This window comes from Terrirhizobium terrae, assembly GCF_030323265.1.
In the GTDB taxonomy this organism is placed as follows: domain Bacteria; phylum Pseudomonadota; class Alphaproteobacteria; order Rhizobiales; family Rhizobiaceae; genus Neorhizobium.
The window spans coordinates 2401443-2425783 of the sequence record NZ_CP104992.1; the positions used below are offsets into that span (position 1 = coordinate 2401443).

The following is a 24341-nucleotide window of genomic DNA, read 5'->3' on the forward strand; positions in this document are numbered from 1 at the left end:
CGTTTTCGCGGTTCGAAGAAAAGCGGAAATGCTCTAGACAGCAACGGCTTCCGGCGTCACCAAACCTGCACTGCCGTTCGTCGGCGGCGAGCAGGCGATGATGGCATCGGCCAGCGCCGCCATGTCCTCGGCGCGACTGCTGGACTTTCGCCAGATCAGCCCGATTTCGCGCGACGGCGCGGGATCGGCAAACGGCACGATCCGCAGGTTGTTGCGCGCGGTCTCGGAAGAAATCGCCATTTCCGGGATCAGCGTCATCCCCATGTCGTGCGACACCATCTGCAGCAGCGTCGCCATCGAGGTCGCGCCGAAATTGACGAGGCTGCGCCGTCCGGCCGTGCCGCAGACCGCCAGCGCCTGGTCGCGCAGGCAATGGCCTTCCTCGAGCAGCAGAAGCCTCTCCGCATCCACCTGCGCTTCGGTCAGCGGCGAGGTCAGGATATCGCGATCATTATCCGCCACCGCCATGAAGAAGCGATCGGAAAACAGCACCCGGGATTCGATATTGTCGGCTTCGACGGGCAGGGCGGCGATCACCGCATCCAGCCTGCCGTCGGCCAGTTCCGCCACCAGTCGGTCGGTCACCGCCTCTTTCAGCTCGATCTCGATTGCGGGAAAATTTTCTCGCAGATGCGGCACGAGATGCGGCACAAGATAGGGTGCCACCGTCGGGATGATGCCGATGCGGATCAGCCCGCCCAGCAGTCCGCCACGCTCGCGCACACTTTCCTCAAGCCGCTCGACTTCGCCGAGAATGACATGGATGCGCCGCAGCACCTCCGCCCCTTTGGCGTCAAAAGCACGCCGGCACGGCTGCGCTCGACCAGCTTGATGCCGAGATGATCCTCCATCTCCATGATCTGCGAGGACAGCGCCGGCTGGCTGACATGCACCAGCGCCGCCGCCCGCCCGAAATGCCGCGTGGTCGCCAGCGCCTCGAAATAGCGCATCTGCCGGAGGGTGAGCATGATAGAATTTCCTGATGGAAAGCGATTGATGTCCTTATCGGAAATTATGATGCGCTGCTTCCATCTTCAAGCGCGAACTGCTGATTGAAAGTGTATGGAAAAAGCGTACATTTACATGGGTACTTGATCCGCTCGGGGTGGGGCTGCTGTCGTGGAGTTGGAGTGGGACGAGGCAAAGAGACAGCAGGTGCTTCGGGAGCGAGGTGTCGATATTCTCTATGCGGCCCTCATTTTCGAAAGGCCGGTTCTGACGAGGATAGATGATCGGGCCGACTATGGAGAAGTCCGACAAATCGCGCTGGGAATGGTTGATGGTGAATGTTTCGTCGTGGTTTTCACGGATCGCGACAATGTCAGGCGGTTGATAACCGCCTGGAAAGGAGGTCGAGGTGACCGATCACGATATCAGGAAGGCGTCTCTCTCCGACCTGAGAGCGATGAAAGAAGCCGGTAAGCTGGAGCCGGGAAATGCCGCATCGGATGGCGAAGACCTCGGTCCGGATTTCTGGTCGAAGGCAGACCTTTCATATCCAGAGAAACGGTCCGTCCATTTGAAGATCGATCAGGATGTGTTCGACTTTTTCTACAGCGACGCCAAAGGGAAAGGTCATCTGACCAAGATGCAGAACGTGTTGCGCGCCTATGTAGCAGCTAAAAAAGCGGCAGGATCCAGATAAGGTTCACCACCCTGTCATCACCTGACCCGACCGTGCCCGTGGCTGGCGGGCGAAGCCTTTGAGGTCGCCTTCCAGTTCGTCCGGCACTGCAGCCGGCGAGATGTTGTCGAGACAGGCGGTGATATGGTCGGTGATCGCGTTCATCAGCGAGACCGAAAGTCCCGGCCGCTTCATCAGGCCGATCTGTACCGGCGGCAGGGGCGGAAAACCGTCAGCTGCCGTGAGCACCTTCATGCCCGGGCGCAGCGCCGATTCTGGCAGTACGGAGACCGCCATGCCGGCAAGCACCGCGGCCGCGACGACGGTGGATGACCAGCTGGTGAACAGCACTTGGTATTCGCGCCCGTCCGCATCGAGCGCCGAACAGGCGAGCTGACGCCACAGGCAATCCCGGCGGCCGACCGCAAGCGGCACCGGCGCGTCGTCCTTCAGCGGATGGTTGGCGGAGGCGACCCAGCAGAGCGGCTCGGTGCGCACCACATCGGACATGCGCTGGCGCGGATTGTGGGTGACAAGCGCGATGTCGAGCTCGCCGCGTGCCATCTTCTCGCCGAGGCTGACCGAGGGCTCGCAGACGATATAGAGCTCGACATTCGGATGGGTCTTGGCAAACCGCCCGATGATCTCCGGCATGTAGCGGTCGGCATAATCGTCCGGCGTGCCGATCCGGATCGTGCCTTCCAGCCGGTTGTCGTCGAAGGCGGCGATCGCCTCATTGTTGAGACGGATGATCCGGCGAGCATAGTTCATCAGCTTCTCGCCTTCGGCGGTCAGCCGGTTGCCGCGTCCGTCCTTGGCAAACAGCTGCTTGCCGATCCGCTCCTCCAGCCTGCGCATCTGCATGGAGACGGCCGACTGGGTTTTGAACACCCGGTCCGCAGCCTTGGTGAAGCTGCCGGTGTCGATGATGGCGATGAAGGTATGCAACTGGTCGATGTCGAGAGGCGCGGACATGGCGGTCATCCATCAGTGTGTTTGATGATGATCATTAAAAACATTCGTTGGACTGATCAATAAGATCTGCCGATAACGTGTGCAATTCTCCAGCGAAGGCGCTTCTGACCAGAGCGCACCGTCACCCGGCAATCTGTCCGCCTTTTCGCGGCCGGAAAGCCTCGCCCGTGCCCGATGAAAGGATATTCCGATGAGCACGACCGAATGCGGAACCGAGATCAAGCTTGTTAATGCCCGGGGCATCGGCTCCGTCGGCTTTGCCCAGAGCACAATGTTGGTGCGCATCAGGTCCGCATGGTGTGCCCTCCGCAACCGCGTGGCAACCAACCGACTTTCGGATTTTGACGATCGGATGCTCGACGATATCGGACTTAGCCGCCGTGATGTCGTCGCAGCCCTCGATCAGTCCGGCGCGCTGGACGACCCGTCCCTGCTTCTCGCACGGGCGGCCCGCGAACGCGCCCGCACGCGGTTCAAGCGCCCCGCCAGACGCTGAGCTGCGTGCCACCATTTTCCCCGCAGGGTGATAGCCAATAGCCCTGCTCCTTGCCCGGCCGGACGATCCGCGCCGGGCTTTTTTGTTTAGGGGAGGGGCGAATGGGACGCTCGGATACATCTCTGCCGTCATGCTCGGGCTTGTCCCGAGCATCTACTACCGTTCAGGGTTTCGCGACGTGGATAGATCCTCGGGACAAGCCCGAGGATGACGCCGAGACGCATTGATCAATACTGGTAATCTTTGAACACCGGCTCCACCGAGCCGTTCCAGCGGCCGTTGAATGCAGCCAGCAGGTCTTCCGCCATGGTCGCCTTCTTCGCCAGAACCTCTTCGAGCGGCTGGAGGAAGATGCTTTCGTCCTGGCCTTCGCCGTTCAGCTTGCCACGTGCCTTGAGGCCGGCCTTGGCGATCGCGACGGCATCGCGGGAGACGTCGAGAACCGAACGCCCCTTGATCGTTGCTTTCAAACCATCCACCGGCACGGCATCGCGCATGGCGGTGACGTCCTCGAAAGTCCAGTCGGCCGTCAGCGTTTCGGCATCGGCAAGTGCTGCATCGTCGTAGAGCAGGCCGACCCAGAAGGCGGGGAGTGCGCAGATCCGGCGCCACGGGCCGCCGTCGGCGCCGCGCATTTCGAGGAAACGCTTCAGACGCACATCGGGGAACAGCGTCGACAGGTGGTTCGTCCAGTCGCCCATGTTCGGCTGCCAGTCGGCAACCTCGCCCTTCAGCGCACCATCCATGAACTGGCGGAAGGTAACGTGGGTGCAGTCCTTGTACTTCCCGTCGCGGACGATGAAATACATCGGCACGTCCAGCGCCCATTCCACATAGTCGGTAAAGCTGAAATCATCGTTGAACACGAAGGGCAAGGTGCCGGAACGCTGGTTGTCGGTATCGCGCCAGATGTCGCCGCGCCAGGAAACGAGCCCATTGGGCTTGCCCTCGGTAAACGGCGAGGAAGCGAAGAGAGCGGTCGCAATCGACTGCAGCTTCATCGACACGCGCATCTTGCGGGCCATGTCCTGCTCGGACGAGAAATCGAGGTTCACCTGGATCGTGCAGGTGCGGTACATCATGTCGAGACCCTTGGTGCCGACCTTCGGCATGTAGCGGGTCATGATGTCATAGCGCGATTTCGGCATGCGCGGGGTCTCGGCAAGAGACCATTTCGGGCTGCCGCCGAGGCCAAGGAAGCCGATGCCCATCGGCTCGGCGATTTCCTTCACCAGCGCCAGGTGCCGGTTGGATTCGCGACAGGTCTCGTGGATCGTCTCCAGGGGCGCGCCGGAAAGCTCGAACTGGCCGCCGGGCTCGATCGAGATCGCGCCCATGCCGGACTGCTCGCCGAGCCCGATGATGTTGTCGCCATCCATGATCGGCTCCCAGCCGAGCTTTTCCTGCATGCCTTTGAGAAGCGCGGAAATGCTGGCATCGCCGTGATAGGGCACGGGGCTGTTGTCCTTGCGGAAGAAGGGAAACTTCTCGTGCTCGGTGCCGATGCGGAATTTGTCCTTCGGGCGCGAGCCCTGAGCCAGATAAGCGGAAAGCTCGGACACCGAGGAAAGCGGTGTCTGGTCGGTCGTATCACGCGCCATGAAGAATACCCTGGTCGAATGCCTTAGTCGGGACGCCGCATCTGGCTGAAAGATGCGGAGGAATGTCCGGCTGCTTGAACCGAATTCATCTGCTGTGCAAGCGAATTTGTTTCAAGAGTGTTTCAGAATTCTTGGGCGAGTGTTGCAGTCGTGCTTACCGCCAGTCGCCCACCGCCGCCTGGATCACGGCCAGTGCCGCCACCGCCGCCGTATCCGCCCGTAGAATTCGCGGCCCGAGCGGGATCGCGGTGACGAAGGGCAGGGACCGCAGCAGTGCCCGTTCCTCCTCGGAAAAACCGCCTTCCGGCCCAACGAGCAGCGCGAGCTTGCGCTCCGTCACCTTGGCCAGAACCGGCAGCGGGTTCTGACCCTCGTCGCCCTCGTCGCAGAAGATGATGCGCCGGTCGGCCGGCCAGCGTTCGAGGACATCGGCGAGCTTGCGCGGCTCGGAAACCTCGGGGATCGACAATATGCCGCACTGTTCCGCGGCTTCCGCGACGTTAGCCCTGAGCCTGTCGAGATTGGTGATCTTGCCCTGCACATGCTGGGTCATGACGGGCTGCAGAGTGCCGGCCCCCATCTCCACCGCCTTCTGCACCAGATAGTCCAGTCGCCCGACTTTCAGCGGCGCGAACAGATAGTGCAGGTCGGAAGGCTCGGGCTGCGGCCGCGTCTGCTCGACGAGTTCCAGCACGATCTTCTTGCGGCTCGGAAAGGCCACCTCGGCCAGCCACTCGCCGTCCCGACTGTTGAACACCAGAACCTTCGCCCCGGCTTCCAGCCGCAGCACGTTGGCGAGATAGTTGAACTGCTCGGACGAGACCTCGTGCTTTGTCTCGGGGGCAAGCGGGGTTTCGACGAAAAGTCGTTGCAGACGGAAATTGGCGCGCACTGGTCTCAATCCTTACAGGAACAGCGCGAACATAACCGTCGCGATGATCGCCGCAAGGCCTGCGGCGGCCGGAAGCGTGATCATCCAGGCCGCGACGATGCTCAGCATATGCGAGCGGCGCACGAGGTAGCGCCGCTTCAGCTCGTCGTCATTGCGCTCGAAGGGTTCGGTGGCATCCGGGTCCTTGCCGGCCCTGACCCGCATATACTCGAAGCGCCGTTTCGAATGGCGCGTATACCACTCGCGAAACAGCCCGACGCCGAAGACGGCGCCGACGGCGATATGGGTGGACGACACCGGCAGCCCGCCCCAGGAGGCGACGATCACGGTCAGCGCTGTCGACAGCGACACGCAATAGGCCCGCATCGGGTTGAGCTTGGTGATCTCCGCACCCACCAGCCGCACCAGCTTCGGACCGTAGAGCAAAAGGCCGAGCGAGATGCCGAGGCCGCCGATGACGAGTTCCCACAGAGGTACGCGCACGGCGCCTTCGATGCCGTTCTGTGCCGCAGATACGATCGCAGCCAGTGGCCCGATTGCGTTCGACACGTCGTTTGCCCCATGGGCGAAGGACATCAGTGCCGCCGACAGGATGAGCGGGATGCGGAACAGTTTTCTGAGCGACTGGTTGCGGTTCTCCAGGCCTTCGGCCTGCCGGGCTATGACGGGGATAAGTGCGCGCCAGGCAATCAGACCGGTAATGATGGCGATCGCGGTGGCTCTCAATGCTGAGCGCTCCAGAAACTGGTCGAACCCGATCAGCGCCAGGTAACCGGCGAACGCGCCCGCCATCGTCCCGATCAGCACCGGCACCCAGGTCTTTGCGGCGGCGATCTTGTCTTCCCGGTAGATGATCGTCTCCTTGACGAGCAGCAGGAAGGCAGCGGCGATGACTCCGCCGAGAAGCGGAGAGAAGATCCAGCTCGCGGTGATGCCGGCCACCATGCCCCAGTTGATCGCGCCGAAGCCCGCGGCCGCAATGCCGGCACCCATCACCCCGCCGACGATCGAATGGGTGGTGGAAACCGGCGCTCCGGCCCAGGTGGCGAGGTTGATCAGCACGGCGGCAGACAACATCGCCGCCATCATCGCCCAGATCAGCACACTGGGGCTGGCGATCAGCGTATCGTCCATGATGCCGCTGGCGATCGTATGGACGACGCCGCCGCCGGCCATCACCGCGCCGGCGATCTCGAACACGGCGGCGAGCGCCAGACCGAAGCCCATGGACATGGCCCGCGCGCCGACGGCCGCGCCGATATTGTTGGTCACGTCATTGGCGCCGATATTCATCGCCATGTAGCCGGCGAGAGCCGCAGCTGCCACGATGATGATGGCACCAGGCGCCCCCGTCACATAGGAGGCGGCGAAGATCGCGGTGAGAATGATGAACAGAAGCGCGGTGCCGGGCGCCGCCAGTCCGCGCGCCGTCTGGCGGGTGGCGTCTTCGACGGAAGACAGTTTCTCCAGGTCTTTGTCGAGCGTCGGCTTGGCCAGACGCGGATTTCTTTGGCCCATTTTGTTCTTTGATCGGCAGAGAGGACACAAGCGGTGCCCGGATCACTGGATCCGTCGTTTAGCATCCGCTTGCGAAAAGATTGTGATGCGGTGGGAAATTCGCCGGGCTGGGACGCCGGGGAGGCTCGGCTTCTAGCCCGCGAACTTGACGGTGGCTGCGATTGCCGGTGCAGCCTGCTTCTTCGGCTGCATCCGCTCGGCGAATTGCAGCATCAGCATCTTCAGCTCCGGCTCGTTGACCCGGTCGGCGGCTTCCTGGCAGGAAACCCACTCGATCCGGCGGGCGCCTTTTTCCTTGAAGTTCTTGCAGAGGTCATCGACCTTGAGCACATGCACCTGCACGCGCACCGGCACCTTCAAGCCGTTATCCAGCCCCTTGTCGTAGTGGTAGAAGCCGAAGGCGGCCTTCTCGGCCTTGCCCTTCACGCCCGCTTCCTCGAAGGCTTCCTGCTCGGCAACCTGATGGGATTTTCTGTTTTCCATGGGCCAGCCCTTGGGGATCACCCAGCGGCCGGTGTCGCGGCTCGTTGCCACGAGCACTTCGATCTCACCGTTCTTCTTCGTGCGATAGCAGAGCGCAGCATATTGCTGGCGCGGCGGTCGCTGCACCATGAGACGAAGATTGCTGGCAATCCGCTTGACTAGACCCAATTTCGAAAACACCTCCGAAAGTCGTATTTTACTAATATAATGCTTGCGCCGGGATTAACGAGGCTTCGGCAATGAATTTGATCGTGAATCACCCGTTAAAGATCTTGCCCGGCTAACTATAAGTGGGTGCGTCGGGCTGCGCGTCAACAGGGTTGTTGCACAGCTGTTCAATTTTCCTGAGACTATGGCAGAATTGCATATGCGGATTGCCTGATAGCACCTTTTCCACCGGCAATTTTGAGTGACCGACGCTGCTGTTTCAGGGGCTGGAACGGTCCTGTCGCATTTTCGGAAACAGGCGTTTCGGGTCGTACCGCATTTGACCCGAAATCGATTGTTGATTTCTGCGTCCATGGGTTAGGTTGGGTACAGGGATGCGAGGAGGAGTGCATGCCGGAGGCCATTCAATTTCTGCCGCCAAGGCGCGAGGTCCTGTCGCGCCGGGGGCCATCATTGCCGATCTCGCGGGCATCCTGCCTGCGGATTGCGTCATTCATGAGGGCCGCGAACTGGTGCCGTTCGAAACGGACGCCTTCATCAGCTATCGTCGTCTGCCGCTTGCCGTTGTCCTGCCACGCACCACGTCCCAGGTGGCGGCGGTGATGAAATACTGTCACGAGAACGGCATCCCCGTCGTGCCGCGCGGTGCCGGCACCTCGCTGTCGGGAGGCGCGATCCCGCAGGAGGACGCGATCGTGCTCGGCCTGTCGCGCATGTCCCGCATCCTTGAGCTCGACTATGCCAACCGCTGCGCCACCGTGCAGGCCGGCGTTACCAATCTCAGCATTTCGGAGTCGGTCGCCATCGACGGCTTCTTTTATGCGCCGGATCCGAGCTCGCAGCTCGCCTGTACGATCGGCGGCAATATCGGCATGAATTCCGGCGGCGCCCACTGTCTGAAATACGGCGTTACCACCAACAACCTGCTCGGCGTCAAGCTCGTTCTGGTCGATGGCCAGGTGATCGAACTCGGCGGCAAGCATCTGGATGCGGCGGGCTATGACCTGCTCGGCCTCGTCTGCGGTTCGGAAGGCCAGCTCGGCATCGTCACCGAGGCGACGGTGAGGCTGATCGCGAGACCGGAAGGCGCACGCCCCGTGCTCTTCGGCTTCGCGACGTCGGAACAGGCGGGCGCCTGCGTTGCCGGCATCATCGCTTCGGGCATCATCCCGGTCGCGATCGAATTCATGGACAAGCCGGCGATCGAGATCTGCGAGGCCTTCGCCAAGGCCGGTTATCCGCTCGATGTCGGCGCGCTCCTGATCGTCGAGGTCGAAGGCTCGGAGGCCGAGATGGACGCCATGCTGGAAAGCATCGTCGAGATCGCCCGCCGCCACGAGGTCATGACCGTGCGCGAATGCCAGTCGGCGACGGAAGCGGCACTGATCTGGAAGGGCCGCAAATCCGCCTTCGGCGCCACCGGCCGCATCGCGGATTACATCTGCATGGACGGCACCGTGCCGCTCGGAAAACTCTCCTACGTCCTGAAGAAGACATCCGAGATCACCGACAGCTTCGGCCTGCGCGTCGCCAATGTCTTCCATGCCGGTGACGGCAACATGCACCCGCTCATCCTGTTCAACGCCAACGACCCGGAAGAGGCGATGAAGGCGGAAGAGGCGGGCAACGAAATCCTAAAACTCTGCGTCGACGCCGGCGGTTGCCTGACCGGCGAACACGGCGTCGGCATCGAAAAACGCGACCTGATGCGGCATCAGTACACTCAGGCGGAGCTCAACCAGCAAATGGCCGTCCGGGCTGCCTTTGATGAAGGCTGGATCCTGAACCCGTCCAAGGTGTTCCCGCTGGAGGGAGAGGATGATGGTTGGTTTTGCTTCTGTCACGTCCGCCGCCCACCCCCTCTGCCCTGCCGGGCATCTCCCCCACAAGGGGGAGATCAGCTGGGCGCACCACCCAACCCCAATCGATACTGGATGAAATGGCGTGTACTGATCCGGTTGATGGACTGGGCGAAGGTCGTGCCACTTGTGATCTCCCCACCTGTGGGGGAGATGCCCGGCAGGGCAGAGGGGGCTGACACCCGCCAATGCTCATCGAAGCCGACAAACCAGAGACGGGTTCGGAGCAGATCGCCGGAAGGGAATGTCCCCCGCATGCTAATCCCCAATTCCGAAGCCGATGCCGCCTATATCATCCGCAATGCCGCAGCCGACGGGAAACGCCTCGCAATCTGCGGCGGCAATACCCGTGGTCTCACCCGCCTGCCGGCAACGGCCGGCAATGTCGAGACGATCAGCGCCCGCAGCCTGTCCGGCATGGTCGATTACGATCCGGCCGAGATGGTGATGACGGTGAAGGCGGGAACGCCGGTCGTGCAGGTCGAGGCCGCCTTGGCCGCGAACCGCCAGATGATGGCCTTCGAGCCGATGGACCATCGCTGCATCCTCGGGCCTCATGGAACACCGTCCGCCGAACCGACCATCGGCGGCGTCTTCGCCGCCAATGTCTCCGGCCCGCGCCGCCTCGTAGCGGGGGCGGCCCGTGACAGCCTGCTCGGCATCCGCTTCGTCAATGGCCGCGGCGAAATCATCCGCGCCGGCGGGCGGGTGATGAAGAATGTCACCGGCCTCGATCTGGTAAAACTGCTTGCCGGCTCGCAGGGCACGCTCGGCTTCCTTACCGAAGTCACCTTCCGCGTTCTCCCCGTGCCGCCGATGACCGACACGATCGTCATCTCCAGTCTCGACGACCAGACGGCAACCAAGGCCATGGCCGCCGCCATGGCGCTGCCGGTCGAAGTCTCCGCCGCCGCCCACCTGCCGGCCAGCGTCCGCTCCCGTTTTCTCGGCGGCGGATTGCCGGAAGGGCCGGGAGGCGGCGAAGCGACCGTCCTGCGGCTGGAGGGTCTTTCCGCCTCCGTCGAAGTCAGAGCGCAAAAACTCTCCGCCGTCATGGAAGCCTTCGGCCCGGTCTCGCGACTTGGGGCCGATGAAAGCCGGGTCCTCTGGCGCGAGATCCGCGACGTTCACCCCTACGCCGACGGCAGTGACCGCCCGCTGTGGCGCGTCTCCGTCGCGCCCTCCGCCGGTGCCCAACTCGTCGCAGCGCTTCGGCTCGAAGCTGGGGTCGACGCCTTCTACGACTGGCAGGGCGGCCTCGTCTGGATGCGCATGGAGGCGGATGCCGAGGGCGGGCTCCTCCGCCGCCTCATCCGCGCCTTCGGCGGCGGCCACGCCACGTTGATCCGAGCATCGGATACGGTGCGCGCCGAAACCCCGACCTTCGAGCCGTTGCCGGACGCGGTCGCGGCGCTGTCAGCCAGGGTCAAGGAGAAGCTCGATCCGGTGGGGATATTTGGTCCTGGAAAGATAGGGGAGACTCCCTGATGCAAACCTCCTTCACCCCCGAACAGCTCGAAGACCCGCATGTCGCGGAATCCGAAAAGATCCTGCGGCGCTGCGTTCATTGCGGCTTCTGCACCGCCACCTGTCCCACCTATGTCACTTTGGGCAATGAGCTCGACAGTCCGCGCGGGCGCATATACCTGATCAAGGACATGCTGGAAAACGGCCGGGCGGCGGATGAGGAGGTGGTCACCCATATCGACCGCTGTCTCTCCTGCCTCTCATGCGTCACCACCTGTCCCTCGGGCGTCGACTACATGCATCTGGTCGACCATGCCCGCATCCATATCGAAAACACCTACCGGCGCCCGCTCGCCGACCGACTGGTTCGTGGCCTGCTCGCCGCCGTGCTGCCCTATCCGGCACGCTTCCGCACCGCTCTAACGCTCGCAAAATTCGGCCGCCCCTTCGCGCCGCTCATCAAGCGGGTCAAGGCGCTGAAACCGCTCGGCGCCATGCTGGAACTCGCACCGAAAAGGCTTGCCGATGCGAAGGCGCCCATGCATGGCCGGCAACCGGTCAAGGGGATCAGGCGCGGCCGGGTGGCGATCCTCTCCGGCTGTGCCCAGTCGGTGCTCGACCCCGGCATCAACGCCGCGACGATCCGGCTTCTCGCCCGCTTCGGCATCGAGGTCGCGGTGCCGGAGGGCGAAGGCTGTTGCGGCGCACTTGTCCACCACATGGGCAAGGAGCAGCCGGCGCTCGATTTCGCCCGCCGCAATGTCGATGTCTGGACGAGGCAGATCGAGAAGGGCGGCCTCGACGCCATCATCATCACCGCGTCGGGCTGCGGCACGACGATCAAGGATTACGGCCACATGCTGCGCCTCGACCCCGCCTATGCGGAAAAGGCGGCGCGTGTCTCGGTGCTGGCGAAGGACATTACGGAATATCTGACGACACTCGAATTGCCCGCGCCATCTCTCTCCGGGAACGAGCCGAAGCGGCTGACGGTTGCCTATCATTCGGCCTGTTCCATGCAGCACGGCCAGAAGATCACCATGGCGCCGAAGCTGCTGCTGAAGGCTGCGGGCTTCACCGTCCGCGATCCGGCGGAAGGCCATCTCTGTTGCGGCTCGGCCGGAACCTACAACATCCTGCAGCCGGAGATTTCCGGACAGCTCAAGACCCGCAAGGTTAAGAATATCGAGGCGACGAAGCCCGACATCATCGCCACCGGCAATATCGGCTGCATGACCCAGATCGGCTCGGCAACGGCGATCCCGATCGTTCACACGGTGGAGCTGTTGGACTGGGCTTATGGCGGGCCGAGGCCGGAGAAATTAGCGGCGATCAAGGAGCCTGTGAGGTAGCCTGAGAGTTTAGCGTCAGTGGATGGCGGAGCTAAAACCTCTCCGCCGTCATGCTCGGGCTTGTCCCGAGCATCTGCTGAGGCCGGCTATTGGGAGACGTGGTTAGATCCTAGGGACAAGCCCTAGGATGACGGCGAAAGTATCGCCCCCTCAGAACCTGTAGGAAACACCAAAGTTGATGGCGTTGGTGATGATGTCCGTCTCCAGCGTCGCGCCCTTGTCGATATCGACGTCGACGAAGGAATAGTTGCCCTTATATTCGGCGAATGCCGACCAGTTCTCGGTGAACTGATAGCGGACGCCGGCCTGGGCCTGGATGGTGGCACCGCCGACCTGGTAGTCGAAGGTGCGGCCGCTGGCGCGGGTCACTTCCACATGCGGCACATTGAGGCCGACGCCGGCGCCGAGATAGGGCGCCCATTTGCTGCCCTCGATATCGAACCGGTAGAGCGCGTTGAGCGTCACGAGATTGATGCCGTCGGTGAATTCGAAATGGTCGAAGCCGCTCTTGTCCAGCGTCTCGCCATCGGCATAGACCTTGGCATGGGTGAAATCGAGCGACACGCCCCAGTTGGCGAGCCGTCCCTCATCGAACCAGTAGGTGGCGCGCACGCCCCAATAGGGCGGGGTCTCGAAGGGCTTGGTGTCCCAGCCGGCGGTGAAGTCCGGCCCGTCGGAAATCGTCACGTCGCTATGGGGCGAAAACTGGTAGCCGCCATAGCCGGAGATTTCGAAATCGCCGGAAAAGGCGGGAGCGGAAAGAAGCGTCAGGAAAACTGCGGAAGAGCAAAATATTTGAGAAAATGTGCGCATGAGCCGGCCCGATCGACTGTCGATGCACTCGCATAGCGCGGGCAGGTGACAGGCATGTAACCGGCCTGTGTCTTTCGGGCATCACCGCAGTGCCGGAAAGGAATGGGAGAGGCCGGCAGGGCCTCTCCGCAATGCATTGCATCAGCCGCCGAAGATGGTGCGGAAGATATCGATGCCGCGATCCTGGAAGGCGACGTCGCCCGGCTTGGAGCCGGGGCCGATGACGACGACCTTGGAGCCGACCGGGGCGCGGGCATAGAGATGCTCGACATCCTTGTTCATCATGCGGATGCAGCCCGAGGACAGGTTGAGGCCGATCGACCATGGCTGGTTGGTGCCATGGATGCGGAAGATCGTGTCGCGGCCGCCCTTGTAGAGATACATGGCGCGGGCGCCGAGCGGATTTTCCGGGCCGCCCTGCATCACGACCGGCAGCTTGATGCCGCGGCGTGCCTCGCGGGCGCGCATTTCCGCCGGCGGCGTCCAGGTCGGCCATTCCGCCTTGCGGCCGATCGAGACGACGCCGGACCAGCCGAAACCTTCGCGGCCGACGCCGATGCCGTAGCGGGTCGCGCGATTCTTGCCTTCGACATAGTAGAGGAACTTGTTGTTGGTATCGACGATGATCGTGCCGGGCGCCTCGTCGGTGCGGAAGCGCACGCTACGGCGCTGGAACTTGCCCGGCACTTCCTTGTTGCGAACCTTCGGCGCGACGTCGCTCGCCGTCGTCTGCGACTGGGCGCTTGCGGTCTCGACCGGGAGAGCGGTGCCAACCACCGCAAACATCATGGCGGTGGCCGCCATCAGCAACTTACGCGAATTCATCCTTACCCCACTTGCAAAGTTTCATAAAAAACCCGCCCAAAATGTCGCGGCTTTTCCAAGGCGGCAAGATAAGGAAAGACGAATGTGATTGCCCGACAGGTAAGAAAGCGGCCTGATCGTGTCGATCAGGCCACATATTCTGTCTGAGCCGAAGGTTACATCACTATGACCTTGGTGCCGACATCAACGCGACCGTAAAGGTCGGTCACGTCCTCGTTGCGCATGCGGATGCAGCCGGAGGAGACGGCGCTGCCAATCGTCCAGGGCGCATTGGTGCCGTGAATGCGGTAGAGCGTCGAGCCGAGATACATGGCGCGGGCGCCGAGCGGGTTTTCCGGGCCGCCGTCCATGCGGGCGGGCAGGTAGTGGCCCTTGGCCGCCTCACGGGCGATCATTTCCTTCGGCGGAACCCAGCTCGGCCACTCGGCCTTGCGGGTCACGCGGTGCTCGCCGGCCCATTCGAAGCCCGGCTTGCCGACGCCGACGCCGTAACGCATCGCCTGGCCGCCATCCTGAACGAGATAGAGGAAGCGGTTATTGGTATCGATGACGATCGTGCCCGGTTTTTCCGCCGTGTCATAGGCAACGGTCTGCGGCAGGAACTGCGGCTCGAGCTGGCTACGAACGGCCCGGTTGGGGCGCACCGCCGCCTGCTGGACATTGGAACTGTTGCCGAAGATACCGCGGCGGACGACCGGGCGGGCCGGCTGGTCCGCCTGCCGGACGCCGGAGCGGGCAACGCCCGGACGGGAAGGCGCCGCCGGGAAATAGTTGCGCTGGCCGGTGACGACCTGCGGCTTCATCTGTCGCGGCTGCTGCTGGTAGGTGCGGCGCTCACGGGATGCAGCCGATCGAGGCTGGGCGCCAAGCTGGGTGAGCCACGGGGCGGTCAGATCCGGGCTCACCATGACCGGCGGCCGTTCGCGATAGCGGTCGTTCGCCAGTGCGGAGGTAGAAAACAGCGCGGCCAGGCCCAGCGCCAGGAGAAGTTTCGCCTTCATGTCGGATCCACTCGTTACAATCACCGAAGGGCTTTCAAAGAGCTAGCCCGTTGAGACGGATGGTGAATGCAAGCTCAAAGCGAATGGTAAACGGGTGGCGGCTTTCGCTTCCCGAATCCGATATAGCTTTCGGCAGGGTTACCTGCCGGTTTGGAAATATGGTTGCTTGATACTAAACCGTGTGCCGCTGCTGTTAATGATTGGGAATACGAATGGTTTGGGAGAAGGAAATGGCCGGCATCATCGTGGGCGAGGATGGCAAGGGGCGCTGCTTCTGGCATGGCGGACTGGAGGATTACCGCCGCTACCACGACGAGGAATGGGGCCGGCCGGTCACCGACGATTTCCGCCTGTTCGAAAAAATCTGCCTGGAAGGTTTCCAGTCCGGTCTTTCCTGGCTGACCATCCTCCGGAAGCGCGAGAATTTCCGCGCGGCGTTTGCCGGTTTCGATTTCAACAGGGTCGCTGAATTCGGTGACGACGATATCGAGCGGCTGGTTGCCGACGCCGGCATCATCCGCCATCGCGGCAAGATCGTCTCGACCATCAACAATGCCCGCCGCGCAATCGAGATGAAGGCCGAGTTCGGTTCGCTCGCCAAATTCTTCTGGAGTTTCGAGCCCGACCCGGACATGCGGCCTGCGGTGATGGATCTCGATACGCTGCGCGCCAACCCGACGACGCCGGTTTCGGTGACGCTGTCAAAGACCCTGAAGAAACGCGGCTGGAGCTTCGTCGGCCCGACCACCGTCTATGCCTTCATGCAGGCGATGGGCATGGTCAACGACCACCTGGACGGCTGCTTCTGCCAGCGCGAAGTCGACGAGGCACGGCTGAAATTCAAGCGGCCATGATCCGACAAAGCGGGGGCATGATGCCGAAAAGTGTGAAGCGGCTTTCGGACAACGTCATGCCTGAGAAGAAATGATCTTTTCGATAACGGCGGCAAGCTCGCCCAGATGTTCGATCTGGCGGAAGCGCGGCGCATCCTCCGGCGCGTCGACATGCTCCAGAACCCAGGTCAGCGCATGGGGAATGAAGACGCCATAGGCGCCGGCGGCAATCGCCGGCACGATGTCGGATTTCAGCGAATTGCCGACCATCATCGCCCTTTCCGGTCCGTCGGCCAGCTTGTGGAAGATCCGGCGATAGGTCGTGGCGCTCTTGTCGGAGACGATCTCCACGGCGTCGAAATAATCACCCAGCCCTGATTGCGCCAGCTTGCGCTCCTGATCGAACAGGTCGCCCTTGGTGATCAGCACCAGCAGATAATGCCCGTTCAACGCCTGCAACGTCTCTTCCACATGGGGCATGCATTCGACCGGATGGCGCAAGAGGTCGCGCCCGATATTGAGGATCTTGGCGATCGTCTCGGCCGGCACCTGACAGTCGGTCACCTCGAGCGCCGTCTCGATCATCGACAGCGTGAAGCCCTTGATGCCGAAACCGTATTGGGAAAGGTTGCGCTTCTCGGCCTCCAGCAGCCGCGCGGAAATATCGGCGCCCTCGGCATAATCGCCGAGCAGGGCCTGAAAATGCTCTTCCGTCAGCCGGTAATATTGTTCGTTCTGCCAAAGCGTATCGTCGGCATCGAAGCCGATGGCGGTAATCGGGCGCATGATCTCTGCCTCCGCCGATATCATATGGGCAAGAGGATGGCGCCGGGCAAGCGGGAAAGCTTGGGGCGCTCCTAAGGTTCGTCAGCGGGAATGACCGCGGGGCGTCTGGTTTATCTCCCCCTTGTGGGGGAGATGCCCGGCAGGGCAGAGGGGGGGTCCACACACTCCTCGCCAGTTGAGTTCGCAGCACCACCCCCTCTGTCATCTCCGATGACATCTCCCCCACAAGGGGGAGATTACCGGGAGCCAGCCGCGCCCCCTTACTCCCCTTTCGCCTTCAGCCAGGCCTGCATCTCGGCGATTTCCTTCTCCTGCGCCTTGATGATCTCTTCCGCCAGCTTGCGCTGGGCCGGGTCCTTGCCGTGTTCCAGCTCGACCCTGGCCATGTCGATCGCGCCCTGGTGATGGGCGATCATGCCACGAGCAAAGTCGACATCGGCATCGCCGCTGAAGTCGATCGCCATGCCTTCATGCATCTTCGTATTGGCGGCCTTGAACGCCTTGGTCGAGGCGCTGTCACCGCTCGAATCCATCTGCATCTTCGAATGGTCATGGCCTTTCATCTCCTGGGCGGAAGTAAAGGATGGGACAGCAAGCAGCGCAATCACGGCTGCGGTAATAATGGTCCTGGACATGGGATACCTCCTCGTCCTGATGAGTGATCTTTCGATGTTCGTATCGGTCGATCAGGCGCGGGGCGGAGGGATCGGCGGACGGATGGCGGCGATCACGAGCGACGGCGCGTCCTGCGGCTCCGGTGTCGGATGGACGAAGCGGCCCGTATCGGCAAAGGCGATATCCGGTAGGAGCACCAGACAGGCGGCACAGAACGGCGCCGCGCATCCCTTGCCACTGCCATGCGGACAGGGTTTGGACGTATCATTGTGGGCATGGCTAATGTGATCGGCCTGCGTCTGATCTGCATCAGGCTGCCCGGCCCCGCTGCCCAGGTCGTGATGCTGACCGTGGTCATGCGTTGTTTCTGCTATCGGCTGCGACGCCACCTTCATGGTCGCCATTCCCGGCATCGCCACGGCAGGCATGGCCCCGTAGAGGAGCCAGGCGGCAAACATCATCATGGCGGCGAGGCGTTTCATACGGCGGAAAATATGCGTTGAGTAGGCGAAATCAACGGGGCGTCGGTTCACGTAACGCTGATCGGTGAGAGTGACTGCAGCGGCGAGGCGATTATCTTCTCCCCAGCGGGGAGAAGTGCCGGAGCGCCAGCGAGGCGATGAGGGGGCTCCACGGTAGCGCGTTCATCGTGAGCTCCCCTCATCAGACCCTTCGGGCCACCTTCTCCCCCTGGGGAGAAGAAAACTGGAGCCAGCCGCTTTGTCCCAACCCGTCAGGTTGGATCAGTTGACGGAAAATACTTAAACCGCAATCACCTGATGCACCGCCTCGCGGTCGCGGCCGAGCTCTCCATAAGGCGCCACCGTCCAGGACCAGCTGCGTTTGGCGACAGGCGTCGGTACGCCACATAAGAGGTCGGCGTCCTCCACCACCGCACCCTGGCGATCCGTCACCTTGTAGCTGATATCGGTCAGCAATGCCGTCCTGCAGGGCAGTGCGGAGAGGCCGTCGAGATGTGCCTTGATGAGGGAGGAGACGATCGCATCCGCATCGTCAGGACGCGTCTGCGCAAGCTGGCGCCGTGTGCCGACGCCGATCTGCGACAGGATATTGGCCGAGACCACGAGATCGAGATAGGGCACTTGCCGCAGAAAGGAGAGCGGTTCCGGCGTCTTACCCGCAAGCGCCTCGCCAAGGCAGGAAAGATCACGGGAGATCAGCCGGATATTGCTGAGCCGCTTCCCCTTGATCCATGCCCTGACGCTCGCAAGATGCACGAGATCGACCAGCGCCACGGTATCGAAGGCTCGTGTGAGATCGAGGATCGGCACGTCCCGCAACAGGCCCGATCCGAGCACGACGGCCGTGCGCCGCTGCCGCATCCCGGCAATCGTCTCGCCGATAAAGGCCTTGCAATTCGCCTCATGCGGCGCCCAGGCATGCCGGCAACGGTTCGCCCGCGACCAGAGGTTCACGGAGGAGCGAATGAAGGGGCGGAATTCGGACGGCGTGACGACCTGCGTCGCGGCATATTGGATGGCTTCGAGGATCATGGATTAGCGGTATATCTGGCGGCGGTGGTCAACTTCCACTACCAGGACGACGAGCCGCTCATCCTGAATGTCGCAGATGATGCGGTAATCGCCGACCTTGTATCGCCAGAGATGTTTAAAACGAGGACCTTGCAGGGCTTCGCCCAATTGGCGCGGATTGTCGAGCGGCTTCACCCTCGTATGGAGGAAATCTCTTATGCGAGCTGACTCGTTATGGCCCATCTTCTTGAGCTGTTTGATCGCGGTAGCCTGAAAGTCAATCTTCCAGGCCAAGTTCGCGCTCCATCTCTTCCCAGGTATAGGTTCGCTCGCCGTTGCGAATGCGCTCCATCGCCGCCTCGGCGAGCGCGATATCGTGCAGATCCTCCAGATGCTGCTCAATCACGTCACGCAGATAGGCATCCGGCGCAGCACCGGCTTCAGCCGCATACTCCTCGACGAGCTTCAGCATCTCGTCCGGCATTTCGATCGTGACGCGCTTGTTCATGGCGATGATCCCTTTGGTAGCGCGATATATACCATCCGCCTCGACACTTCGCCAGCCGCCGCCCTTGCCGCCAAAAGCTTCATCCTCTAAGAAACCGCTCGTATTTTCGGCCTTTTCCCGAAGGCCCGTGAGCAATGGATATCGATCATGAACGACAGACAAAAAAGCCACAGAAACTGAGGGCCCGCCTGCCGCGCGGTTTTGTTGACCGCTCTAGCGCCGATATCCATGCCACCAACGAGATGACCGCCAAGATCCGCGAGGTCTACGAGCGCTACGGTTTCGATCCGGTCGAGACGCCGCTGTTCGAATATACCGATGCGCTCGGCAAATTCCTGCCTGATAGTGACCGCCCCAACGAGGGGTGTTTTCGCTGCAGGATGACGACGACCAGTGGATGTCGCTGCGCTATGACCTGACGGCGCCGCTCGCCCGCCATGTGGCGGAGAATTTCAACGAGATCCAACTGCCGTTCCGCACCTATCGCGCAGGCTATGTCTTCCGCAACGAAAAGCCGGGTCCGGGCCGTTTCCGCCAGTTCATGCAGTTCGATGCCGATACGGTCGGTGCGCCGGGCGTCCAGGCCGATGCCGAAATGTGCATGATGATGGCCGACACGATGGAAGCGCTCGGCATCAAGCGCGGCGACTACGTGATCCGGGTGAACAACCGCAAGGTTCTCGACGGCGTGATGGAAGCGATCGGCCTCGGCGGCGACGACAAGGCCGGCCAGCGCCTTAACGTGCTGCGCGCCATCGACAAGCTCGACAAGTTCGGCCCGGAAGGCGTGAAGCTCCTGCTCGGCGAAGGCCGCAAGGATGAAAGCGGCGACTTCACCAAGGGTGCCGGGCTGAATGAAATTCAGATCGACGCCATCCTGAAATTGTTAGAGCTGAAAATCGCGCACGAAATTTTCGAAGACGGAGACTTTACGTTTGGCGTGTTCGACAACTCGCCTTTCAATGTAAACCCTGCATTTGAAGCGGGCATGTCTGAACTGAAAGATATGGCCAGCTTGTTCGCAAGCGCGGGCTACGCGGCAGACCGAGTTATCATCGACGCTTCTTGTGTTCGCGGCCTCGAATATTACACCGGCCCGGTCTTCGAAGCCGAACTCACCTTCGACGTCACCAACGAAAAGGGCGAGAAGGTTGTCTTCGGCTCTGTCGGCGGTGGTGGTCGTTACGATGGTCTCGTGTCGCGCTTCATGGGCCAGCCGGTTCCGGCCACGGGCTTTTCCATCGGCGTTTCGCGTCTGATGACGGCGCTGAAGAACCTCGGCAAGCTGGGGCAGGACGAAGTTATCGCGCCGGTTCTCGTCACCGTCATGGATGGCGATGTCGAGAGCATGGGCCGCTACCAGCGCTTCACCCAGGCGCTGCGTGCCGAAGGCATTCGCGCCGAAATGTACCAGGGCAACTGGAAGAAGTTCGGCAACCAGCTGAAATATGCCGACCGTAGAGGTTGCCCGATCGCCATCATCCAGGGCGGCGACGAACGCGCCGAGGGCGTCGTGCAGTTGAAGGACCTGATCGAGGGCAAGCGTCTTTCCGGCGAGATCGAGGACAATGCCTCCTGGCGTGAGGCTCGCGTGGCACAGGAGACGGTTTCCGAAGCTGATCTGGTTGCCAAAGTGAAGGAAATCCTGGCTGCCCAGGCGGAAGATCGCAGGCGGGCGAAGGATGTTTAATTTGGCTGGCTCGGTGGGGATCCACCCCCTCTGTCCTGCCGGACATCTCCCCCACAAGGGGGAGATCGGCTGGGCGCGCGCTTTCCGCTTCAGATCGATCCTTGCCTGTATCGCAGTCTTACAAATGGGTTGGCCAGCTCACCTCCGTCGATCTCCCCCTTGTGGGGGAGATGCCCGGCAGGGCAGAGGGGGTATGCAGACCTCAGAGGAGCCATCCCATGCCTCTGATCAACATGCCCGAATTCTCCGGCCGCCTGCTCGACGAATTCGCTGCCCGCGGTACCGCGCGCATCGACACGCCGGTGATCCAGCCGGCGGCACCGTTTCTCGATATGGCGGGCGAGGATCTGCGCCGGCGCATCTTCCTGACCGAAAGCGAAACCGGCGAAAGCCTGTGCCTGCGTCCGGAATTCACCATCCCCGTCTGCCTGCGCCACATTGCCAACGCCACCGGCACGCCGCGGCGTTATTGCTATCTCGGCGAGGTGTTCCGCCAGCGCCGCGAGGGTGACAACGAGTTCTATCAGGCCGGTATCGAGGATCTCGGCGAGATCGCCACGGCGTCGGCCGATGCGCGGGCTGTCAACGATGCGATGCAGATTCTGGAAAACCTCATTCCCGGCCGCAAGCTGACTGTCACGCTGGGTGACCAGGCGGTGTTCGAGGCGGTGGTCAAGGCACTGGGCCTTCCCGGTGGCTGGCAGAAGCGGCTGATCCAGTCCTTCGGCAACAATGCCCATCTGCGCCAGTTGCTGATGACGCTCGCGAGCCCGCAGGCCGTGTCCGGCCTGTCGCCGGAGCTTGTCGAGCTTCTGAAGCAGGACGAGGCGGCGCTGATTGCCCATATCGACCGGACGATGCAGGAAACCGGCTATTCCACCAATGCCAGCCGCTCGCCGCGCGAGATCGCGGCCCGGCTGAAGGAAAAGCAGTCGCTCGCCGAAACCCGGCTGGATGGCTCGGCGCTTCTTCTGTTGAGCGAGTTCCTGTCGCTGGAAATGCCGCTTTCGGAAGCCTCTGCGGCTCTCGCGGGCTTCGCTGACGCCGCGGGCCTCTCGATGGGCATGGCGCTGGCGACCTTCCAGGCGCGCACCGAGGCGATGGCCGATCTCGGCGTCGATCTCACCAAGGTCACCTATCGCGCCGCCTTCGGCCGACCACTGGATTACTATACCGGCCTCGTCTTCGAGGTGAGTCGCGACAATGCGGTGCTGGCCGGTGGAGGCCGCTTTGACCGGCTGATGACGCTGCTCGGTGCGAGTGAGGATATTCCGGCCGTGGGCTTCTCGCTCTGGCTCGACCGGATCGAACAGGCGAGGGCGCGCTGATGTCCACAATTACCATTGCACTCCTCCAAGGGCCGGATGAAGGAAGACGCGTCGGCGATCTTCGAACGTGCCGGCCTGCCCATCGTCGCCGTCGGCAATGAACGCTCCTACCGCGGCAAGGTCGATGGCCGAGACGATATCGAGATCGCCTTCCTCTCGGCTTCCGAGATCGCCCGCGAGATCGGCGCCGGCACAGTCGATTTCGGCGTCACCGGCGAAGACCTGATCCGCGAAGGACTGGCGGATGCCGACCGCAAGGTGGAAATTTCCGCCCGCCTCGGCTTCGGCCGCGCCGATGTCGTCGTCGCCGTGCCGGAAATCTGGCTGGATGTCGACACGATGGCCGATCTCGGCGATGTCGCCGCCGATTTCCGCTCGCGCCACGGCCGCCGCCTGCAGATCGCCACCAAATACTGGCGCCTGACCCAGCAGCATTTCTCCTCGCAGCACGGCATCCAACTCTACCGCATCGTCGAAAGTCTCGGTGCCACCGAAGGTGCGCCGGCGGCGGGGCAGGCGGATATCATCGTCGACATCACCTCGACCGGCTCTACGCTCAAGGCAAACCACCTGAAGATCCTGTCGGACGGTGTGATCCTGAAGTCGGAAGCCTGCCTCGTGCGGGCGCGCAAGCCGGAACATGACGGTAGCGCCCGCATCAAGGCGATCGTCGAGGCGGTCCGCAAGGCCGTGTAGTCGAAAGCCGATATCCGATGGCAAACGAAGACGCCAATATCATCGGGCTCTACGAGCGCCACGCAAAGGTGTTCGACGAGTTCCGCGGCCGCAACCTGTTCGAGCGGCCGTGGCTCGATCATTTTACCGGCCTGATCAAGCAGCGCGGCCAGATCCTCGATCTCGGCTGCGGCGGTGGCGAGCCGATTGCCGGTCATCTGATCAAGCGTGGCTTTCACGTCACCGGCGTCGATACCTCCGAGACGCTGATCGGGCTTGCCCGGGAGCGTTTTCCCGGCCTTGCTTGGTATCAGGCGGACATGCGCAAATTCTACATCCCGACCAAATTCGACGGGATCATCGCCTGGCACAGCTTCTTCCACCTGAATGCAAACGACCAGCGGGCGATGTTTCCCCGCTTCGGAGCGATGGCGGGGCCTAGCGCGGCACTGATGTTCACCTCCGGCCATTTCGAGGGCGAGGCGATGGGCCAGTTTGCCGGCGAGCCGCTCTATCACGCCAGCCTGTCGAAAGCAGAATACGAGGCGCTTCTGGCGAAGAACGGCTTCGAGGTGGTGAAGCAGATCTCCCAGGATCCCGCCTGCGGTGGCGCCACCGTCTGGCTCGCCCGCAACATCCGTCGCTAAGAAAACCAGATTTCAGGCAATAAAAAACCCGCCGGATTGGTTGTCCGGCGGGAGTGTCTTGGCAGGGAATGGTTGTAGGTTAGGCGGCAATTGCGACCGAAACGCGGCGGCGTGCGTCGAGCGAGTAGGCTCCCGGACCGAAAGTGGCGAGCATGATATAAGCGCCGGCCAGCGTGAAGTTCTTCATCAGCATGATGCCGTTAAGCGCATTGATCCAGCCGAGGGCTGCGTCCGGCCAGCCGGGAACGGCGACAGTGCCGGAGTGGAATACGGCGCCGGTGAACACGCAGAACAGAGCAAGCGCCCAGCCGACGATCTTGGTCTGGAAGCCGACAAGTATGGCAAGACCGGTAACGAATTCGAACGCGCCGGCGAGATAGGCGAGAAGCGTTGCGGCCGGCATGCCGGCGCCGGCGATCATGCCTGCGGTGCCGGCCGGGTCGGTCAGCTTGCCGAAACCGGCATAGATGAACATGAAGGACAGAAGAATGCGCGCCACGAGGATGACGACGTTCTGGGTGTTGGACATATCAGTTCTCCAGGTATCGATGGCCTTGCCCCCACGGACTTGCGGCGATCGGTGAATTCACTGGATGCCTATGTGCCAGTTTTGACAAAGATCAGAAAGATGAACGACAGTAGACAAATCGTTTCATAAAAATGAACGATGGGAACAGAGTCCGGCATGGGAT

The 24341-nt window shown here is 62.2% G+C and carries 22 protein-coding genes and 5 pseudogenes; 11 read left to right on the forward strand and 16 right to left on the reverse strand.

All coding sequences use genetic code 11. From position 1 onward, the window contains the following. Nucleotides 1-33: 33 nt before the first annotated feature. Nucleotides 34-968: pseudogene (locus N7E02_RS19530) on the reverse strand (hydrogen peroxide-inducible genes activator). 187 nt (nt 969-1155) lie between these two features. On the opposite strand from N7E02_RS19530, the gene N7E02_RS19535 reads away from it, so the two are divergent. Both N7E02_RS19535 and N7E02_RS19540 read left to right on the forward strand, forming a co-directional pair. Beyond that, entirely contained in the window at nt 1156-1422 is a 267-nt protein-coding gene (locus N7E02_RS19535; protein ID WP_286583937.1) for a BrnT family toxin, read from the forward strand. Continuing rightward, nucleotides 1358-1645 (forward strand): BrnA antitoxin family protein, encoded by a 288-nt coding sequence (locus tag N7E02_RS19540; RefSeq protein ID WP_286579291.1) that lies wholly within the window; start codon nt 1358-1360, stop codon nt 1643-1645. The genes N7E02_RS19535 and N7E02_RS19540 overlap by 65 nt, the downstream gene beginning before the upstream one ends. A gap of 3 nt (nt 1646-1648) precedes the next feature. On the opposite strand, the gene N7E02_RS19545 is transcribed toward N7E02_RS19540, so the two are convergent. Next, nucleotides 1649-2599, reverse strand: a complete 951-nt coding sequence (locus N7E02_RS19545; RefSeq protein WP_286579292.1) for a LysR substrate-binding domain-containing protein — start codon at nt 2597-2599, stop codon at nt 1649-1651. Nucleotides 2600-2789: 190 nt separating this feature from the next. Here N7E02_RS19545 and N7E02_RS19550 point away from each other — a divergent pair, with 190 nt between their 5' ends. Then, entirely contained in the window at nt 2790-3095 is a 306-nt protein-coding gene (locus N7E02_RS19550) for a DUF1127 domain-containing protein (protein ID WP_286579293.1), read from the forward strand. Between the two features lie 227 nt (nt 3096-3322). Here the strand turns inward: N7E02_RS19550 and N7E02_RS19555 are convergent, their stop codons facing one another. The 4 genes from N7E02_RS19555 to N7E02_RS19570 form a co-directional block, all read right to left on the reverse strand. Continuing rightward, the gene (locus tag N7E02_RS19555; RefSeq protein ID WP_286579294.1) at nt 3323-4696 is read right to left on the reverse strand and encodes a glutamate--cysteine ligase; all 1374 of its coding nucleotides are present in this window, start codon (nt 4694-4696) and stop codon (nt 3323-3325) included. Nucleotides 4697-4850: 154 nt separating this feature from the next. After that, entirely contained in the window at nt 4851-5588 is a 738-nt protein-coding gene (locus N7E02_RS19560; protein ID WP_286579295.1) for a 16S rRNA (uracil(1498)-N(3))-methyltransferase, read from the reverse strand. A 12-nt stretch (nt 5589-5600) separates the two neighbouring features. Continuing rightward, entirely contained in the window at nt 5601-7106 is a 1506-nt protein-coding gene (locus tag N7E02_RS19565) for an inorganic phosphate transporter (protein WP_286579296.1), read from the reverse strand. Nucleotides 7107-7238: 132 nt separating this feature from the next. Continuing rightward, nucleotides 7239-7757, reverse strand: a complete 519-nt coding sequence (locus N7E02_RS19570; protein WP_286579297.1) for an NUDIX hydrolase — start codon at nt 7755-7757, stop codon at nt 7239-7241. A 390-nt stretch (nt 7758-8147) separates the two neighbouring features. Between N7E02_RS19570 and N7E02_RS19575 the strand changes: the two are divergent. The 3 genes and pseudogenes from N7E02_RS19575 to glcF form a co-directional block, all read left to right on the forward strand. Beyond that, a pseudogene (locus N7E02_RS19575) lies at nt 8148-9571 on the forward strand (FAD-linked oxidase C-terminal domain-containing protein); the annotation flags it as partial. 315 nt (nt 9572-9886) lie between these two features. Then, nucleotides 9887-11104: pseudogene (locus tag N7E02_RS19580) on the forward strand (FAD-binding protein); the annotation flags it as partial. After that, complete coding sequence (glcF, locus tag N7E02_RS19585; RefSeq protein WP_286579298.1) at nt 11104-12435, forward strand: glycolate oxidase subunit GlcF; 1332 nt, start codon at nt 11104-11106, stop codon at nt 12433-12435. The pseudogene N7E02_RS19580 and the gene glcF, both read left to right, overlap by 1 nt. 150 nt (nt 12436-12585) lie before the next feature. Here glcF and N7E02_RS19590 read toward each other — a convergent pair whose 3' ends face one another. The 3 genes from N7E02_RS19590 to N7E02_RS19600 all read right to left on the reverse strand — a co-directional run bounded on the left by N7E02_RS19590 (nt 12586) and on the right by N7E02_RS19600 (nt 15074). After that, nucleotides 12586-13248, reverse strand: coding sequence for an outer membrane protein (locus tag N7E02_RS19590; protein ID WP_286579299.1), 663 nt, complete (start codon nt 13246-13248; stop codon nt 12586-12588). 141 nt (nt 13249-13389) lie between these two features. Continuing rightward, a complete protein-coding gene (locus tag N7E02_RS19595) occupies nt 13390-14073 on the reverse strand; it encodes a L,D-transpeptidase (protein ID WP_374730643.1) in 684 nt (227 codons plus the stop codon). Nucleotides 14074-14228: 155 nt separating this feature from the next. Next, nucleotides 14229-15074 carry a L,D-transpeptidase gene (locus N7E02_RS19600; protein WP_286579300.1) on the reverse strand — a complete coding sequence of 282 codons (846 nt, stop codon included), beginning with the start codon at nt 15072-15074 and terminating at the stop codon, nt 14229-14231. Nucleotides 15075-15304: 230 nt separating this feature from the next. Between N7E02_RS19600 and N7E02_RS19605 the strand changes: the two genes are divergently transcribed. After that, nucleotides 15305-15928 (forward strand): DNA-3-methyladenine glycosylase I, encoded by a 624-nt coding sequence (locus N7E02_RS19605; protein ID WP_286579301.1) that lies wholly within the window; start codon nt 15305-15307, stop codon nt 15926-15928. A 54-nt stretch (nt 15929-15982) separates the two neighbouring features. On the opposite strand, the gene N7E02_RS19610 is transcribed toward N7E02_RS19605, so the two are convergent. The 6 genes from N7E02_RS19610 to relB all read right to left on the reverse strand — a co-directional run bounded on the left by N7E02_RS19610 (nt 15983) and on the right by relB (nt 19309). Continuing rightward, on the reverse strand, nt 15983-16693 hold the full coding sequence (locus N7E02_RS19610; protein ID WP_286579302.1) for an HAD family hydrolase: 711 nt from the start codon (nt 16691-16693) through the stop codon (nt 15983-15985). 260 nt (nt 16694-16953) lie between these two features. Continuing rightward, nucleotides 16954-17328, reverse strand: coding sequence for a CopM family metallochaperone (gene copM, locus N7E02_RS19615; RefSeq protein ID WP_286579303.1), 375 nt, complete (start codon nt 17326-17328; stop codon nt 16954-16956). A 51-nt stretch (nt 17329-17379) separates the two neighbouring features. Beyond that, nucleotides 17380-17841, reverse strand: coding sequence for a hypothetical protein (locus N7E02_RS19620; protein WP_286579304.1), 462 nt, complete (start codon nt 17839-17841; stop codon nt 17380-17382). 228 nt (nt 17842-18069) lie between these two features. Continuing rightward, the gene (locus tag N7E02_RS19625) at nt 18070-18822 is read right to left on the reverse strand and encodes a hypothetical protein (protein WP_286579305.1); all 753 of its coding nucleotides are present in this window, start codon (nt 18820-18822) and stop codon (nt 18070-18072) included. Between the two features lie 3 nt (nt 18823-18825). Beyond that, nucleotides 18826-19095: a type II toxin-antitoxin system RelE family toxin gene (locus N7E02_RS19630; RefSeq protein WP_286579306.1), complete on the reverse strand. Its 270-nt coding sequence runs from the start codon at nt 19093-19095 to the stop codon at nt 18826-18828. After that, nucleotides 19079-19309: a type II toxin-antitoxin system RelB family antitoxin gene (gene relB / locus N7E02_RS19635; RefSeq protein ID WP_286579307.1), complete on the reverse strand. Its 231-nt coding sequence runs from the start codon at nt 19307-19309 to the stop codon at nt 19079-19081. The genes N7E02_RS19630 and relB overlap by 17 nt, the downstream gene beginning before the upstream one ends. A 147-nt stretch (nt 19310-19456) precedes the next feature. Between relB and hisS the strand changes: the two are divergent. The 4 genes and pseudogenes from hisS to N7E02_RS19655 all read left to right on the forward strand — a co-directional run bounded on the left by hisS (nt 19457) and on the right by N7E02_RS19655 (nt 23649). Then, a pseudogene (hisS, locus tag N7E02_RS19640) lies at nt 19457-20999 on the forward strand (histidine--tRNA ligase). 218 nt (nt 21000-21217) lie between these two features. Beyond that, nucleotides 21218-22327: an ATP phosphoribosyltransferase regulatory subunit gene (locus tag N7E02_RS19645; protein WP_286579308.1), complete on the forward strand. Its 1110-nt coding sequence runs from the start codon at nt 21218-21220 to the stop codon at nt 22325-22327. Then, a pseudogene (hisG, locus tag N7E02_RS19650) lies at nt 22327-23023 on the forward strand (ATP phosphoribosyltransferase). The gene N7E02_RS19645 and the pseudogene hisG overlap by 1 nt, the downstream one beginning before the upstream one ends. 17 nt (nt 23024-23040) lie before the next feature. Next, a complete protein-coding gene (locus N7E02_RS19655; protein ID WP_286579309.1) occupies nt 23041-23649 on the forward strand; it encodes a class I SAM-dependent DNA methyltransferase in 609 nt (202 codons plus the stop codon). 79 nt (nt 23650-23728) lie between these two features. On the opposite strand, the gene N7E02_RS19660 is transcribed toward N7E02_RS19655, so the two are convergent. Further along, a complete protein-coding gene (locus N7E02_RS19660) occupies nt 23729-24178 on the reverse strand; it encodes a DoxX family protein (RefSeq protein ID WP_286579310.1) in 450 nt (149 codons plus the stop codon). Between the last annotated feature and the right edge of the window lie 163 nt (nt 24179-24341).

Excerpts from the sequence above, each read along its gene's own strand:
- relB (WP_286579307.1), bottom strand. The coding sequence starts at position 19,309 with ATGAACAAGCGCGTCACGATCGAAATGCCGGACGAGATGCTGAAGCTC.
- N7E02_RS19565 (WP_286579296.1), bottom strand. The coding sequence starts at position 7,106 with ATGGGCCAAAGAAATCCGCGTCTGGCCAAGCCGACGCTCGACAAAGAC.
- N7E02_RS19545 (WP_286579292.1), bottom strand. The coding sequence starts at position 2,599 with ATGTCCGCGCCTCTCGACATCGACCAGTTGCATACCTTCATCGCCATC.
- copM (WP_286579303.1), bottom strand. The coding sequence starts at position 17,328 with ATGTCCAGGACCATTATTACCGCAGCCGTGATTGCGCTGCTTGCTGTC.
- N7E02_RS19555 (WP_286579294.1), bottom strand. The coding sequence starts at position 4,696 with ATGGCGCGTGATACGACCGACCAGACACCGCTTTCCTCGGTGTCCGAG.
- N7E02_RS19600 (WP_286579300.1), bottom strand. The coding sequence starts at position 15,074 with ATGAAGGCGAAACTTCTCCTGGCGCTGGGCCTGGCCGCGCTGTTTTCT.
- N7E02_RS19550 (WP_286579293.1), top strand. The coding sequence starts at position 2,790 with ATGAGCACGACCGAATGCGGAACCGAGATCAAGCTTGTTAATGCCCGG.
- N7E02_RS19655 (WP_286579309.1), top strand. The coding sequence starts at position 23,041 with ATGGCAAACGAAGACGCCAATATCATCGGGCTCTACGAGCGCCACGCA.
- N7E02_RS19605 (WP_286579301.1), top strand. The coding sequence starts at position 15,305 with ATGGCCGGCATCATCGTGGGCGAGGATGGCAAGGGGCGCTGCTTCTGG.
- N7E02_RS19625 (WP_286579305.1), bottom strand. The coding sequence starts at position 18,822 with ATGATCCTCGAAGCCATCCAATATGCCGCGACGCAGGTCGTCACGCCG.
- N7E02_RS19590 (WP_286579299.1), bottom strand. The coding sequence starts at position 13,248 with ATGCGCACATTTTCTCAAATATTTTGCTCTTCCGCAGTTTTCCTGACG.
- N7E02_RS19610 (WP_286579302.1), bottom strand. The coding sequence starts at position 16,693 with ATGCGCCCGATTACCGCCATCGGCTTCGATGCCGACGATACGCTTTGG.
- glcF (WP_286579298.1), top strand. The coding sequence starts at position 11,104 with ATGCAAACCTCCTTCACCCCCGAACAGCTCGAAGACCCGCATGTCGCG.
- N7E02_RS19660 (WP_286579310.1), bottom strand. The coding sequence starts at position 24,178 with ATGTCCAACACCCAGAACGTCGTCATCCTCGTGGCGCGCATTCTTCTG.
- N7E02_RS19645 (WP_286579308.1), top strand. The coding sequence starts at position 21,218 with ATGCCTCTGATCAACATGCCCGAATTCTCCGGCCGCCTGCTCGACGAA.
- N7E02_RS19595 (WP_374730643.1), bottom strand. The coding sequence starts at position 14,073 with ATGAATTCGCGTAAGTTGCTGATGGCGGCCACCGCCATGATGTTTGCG.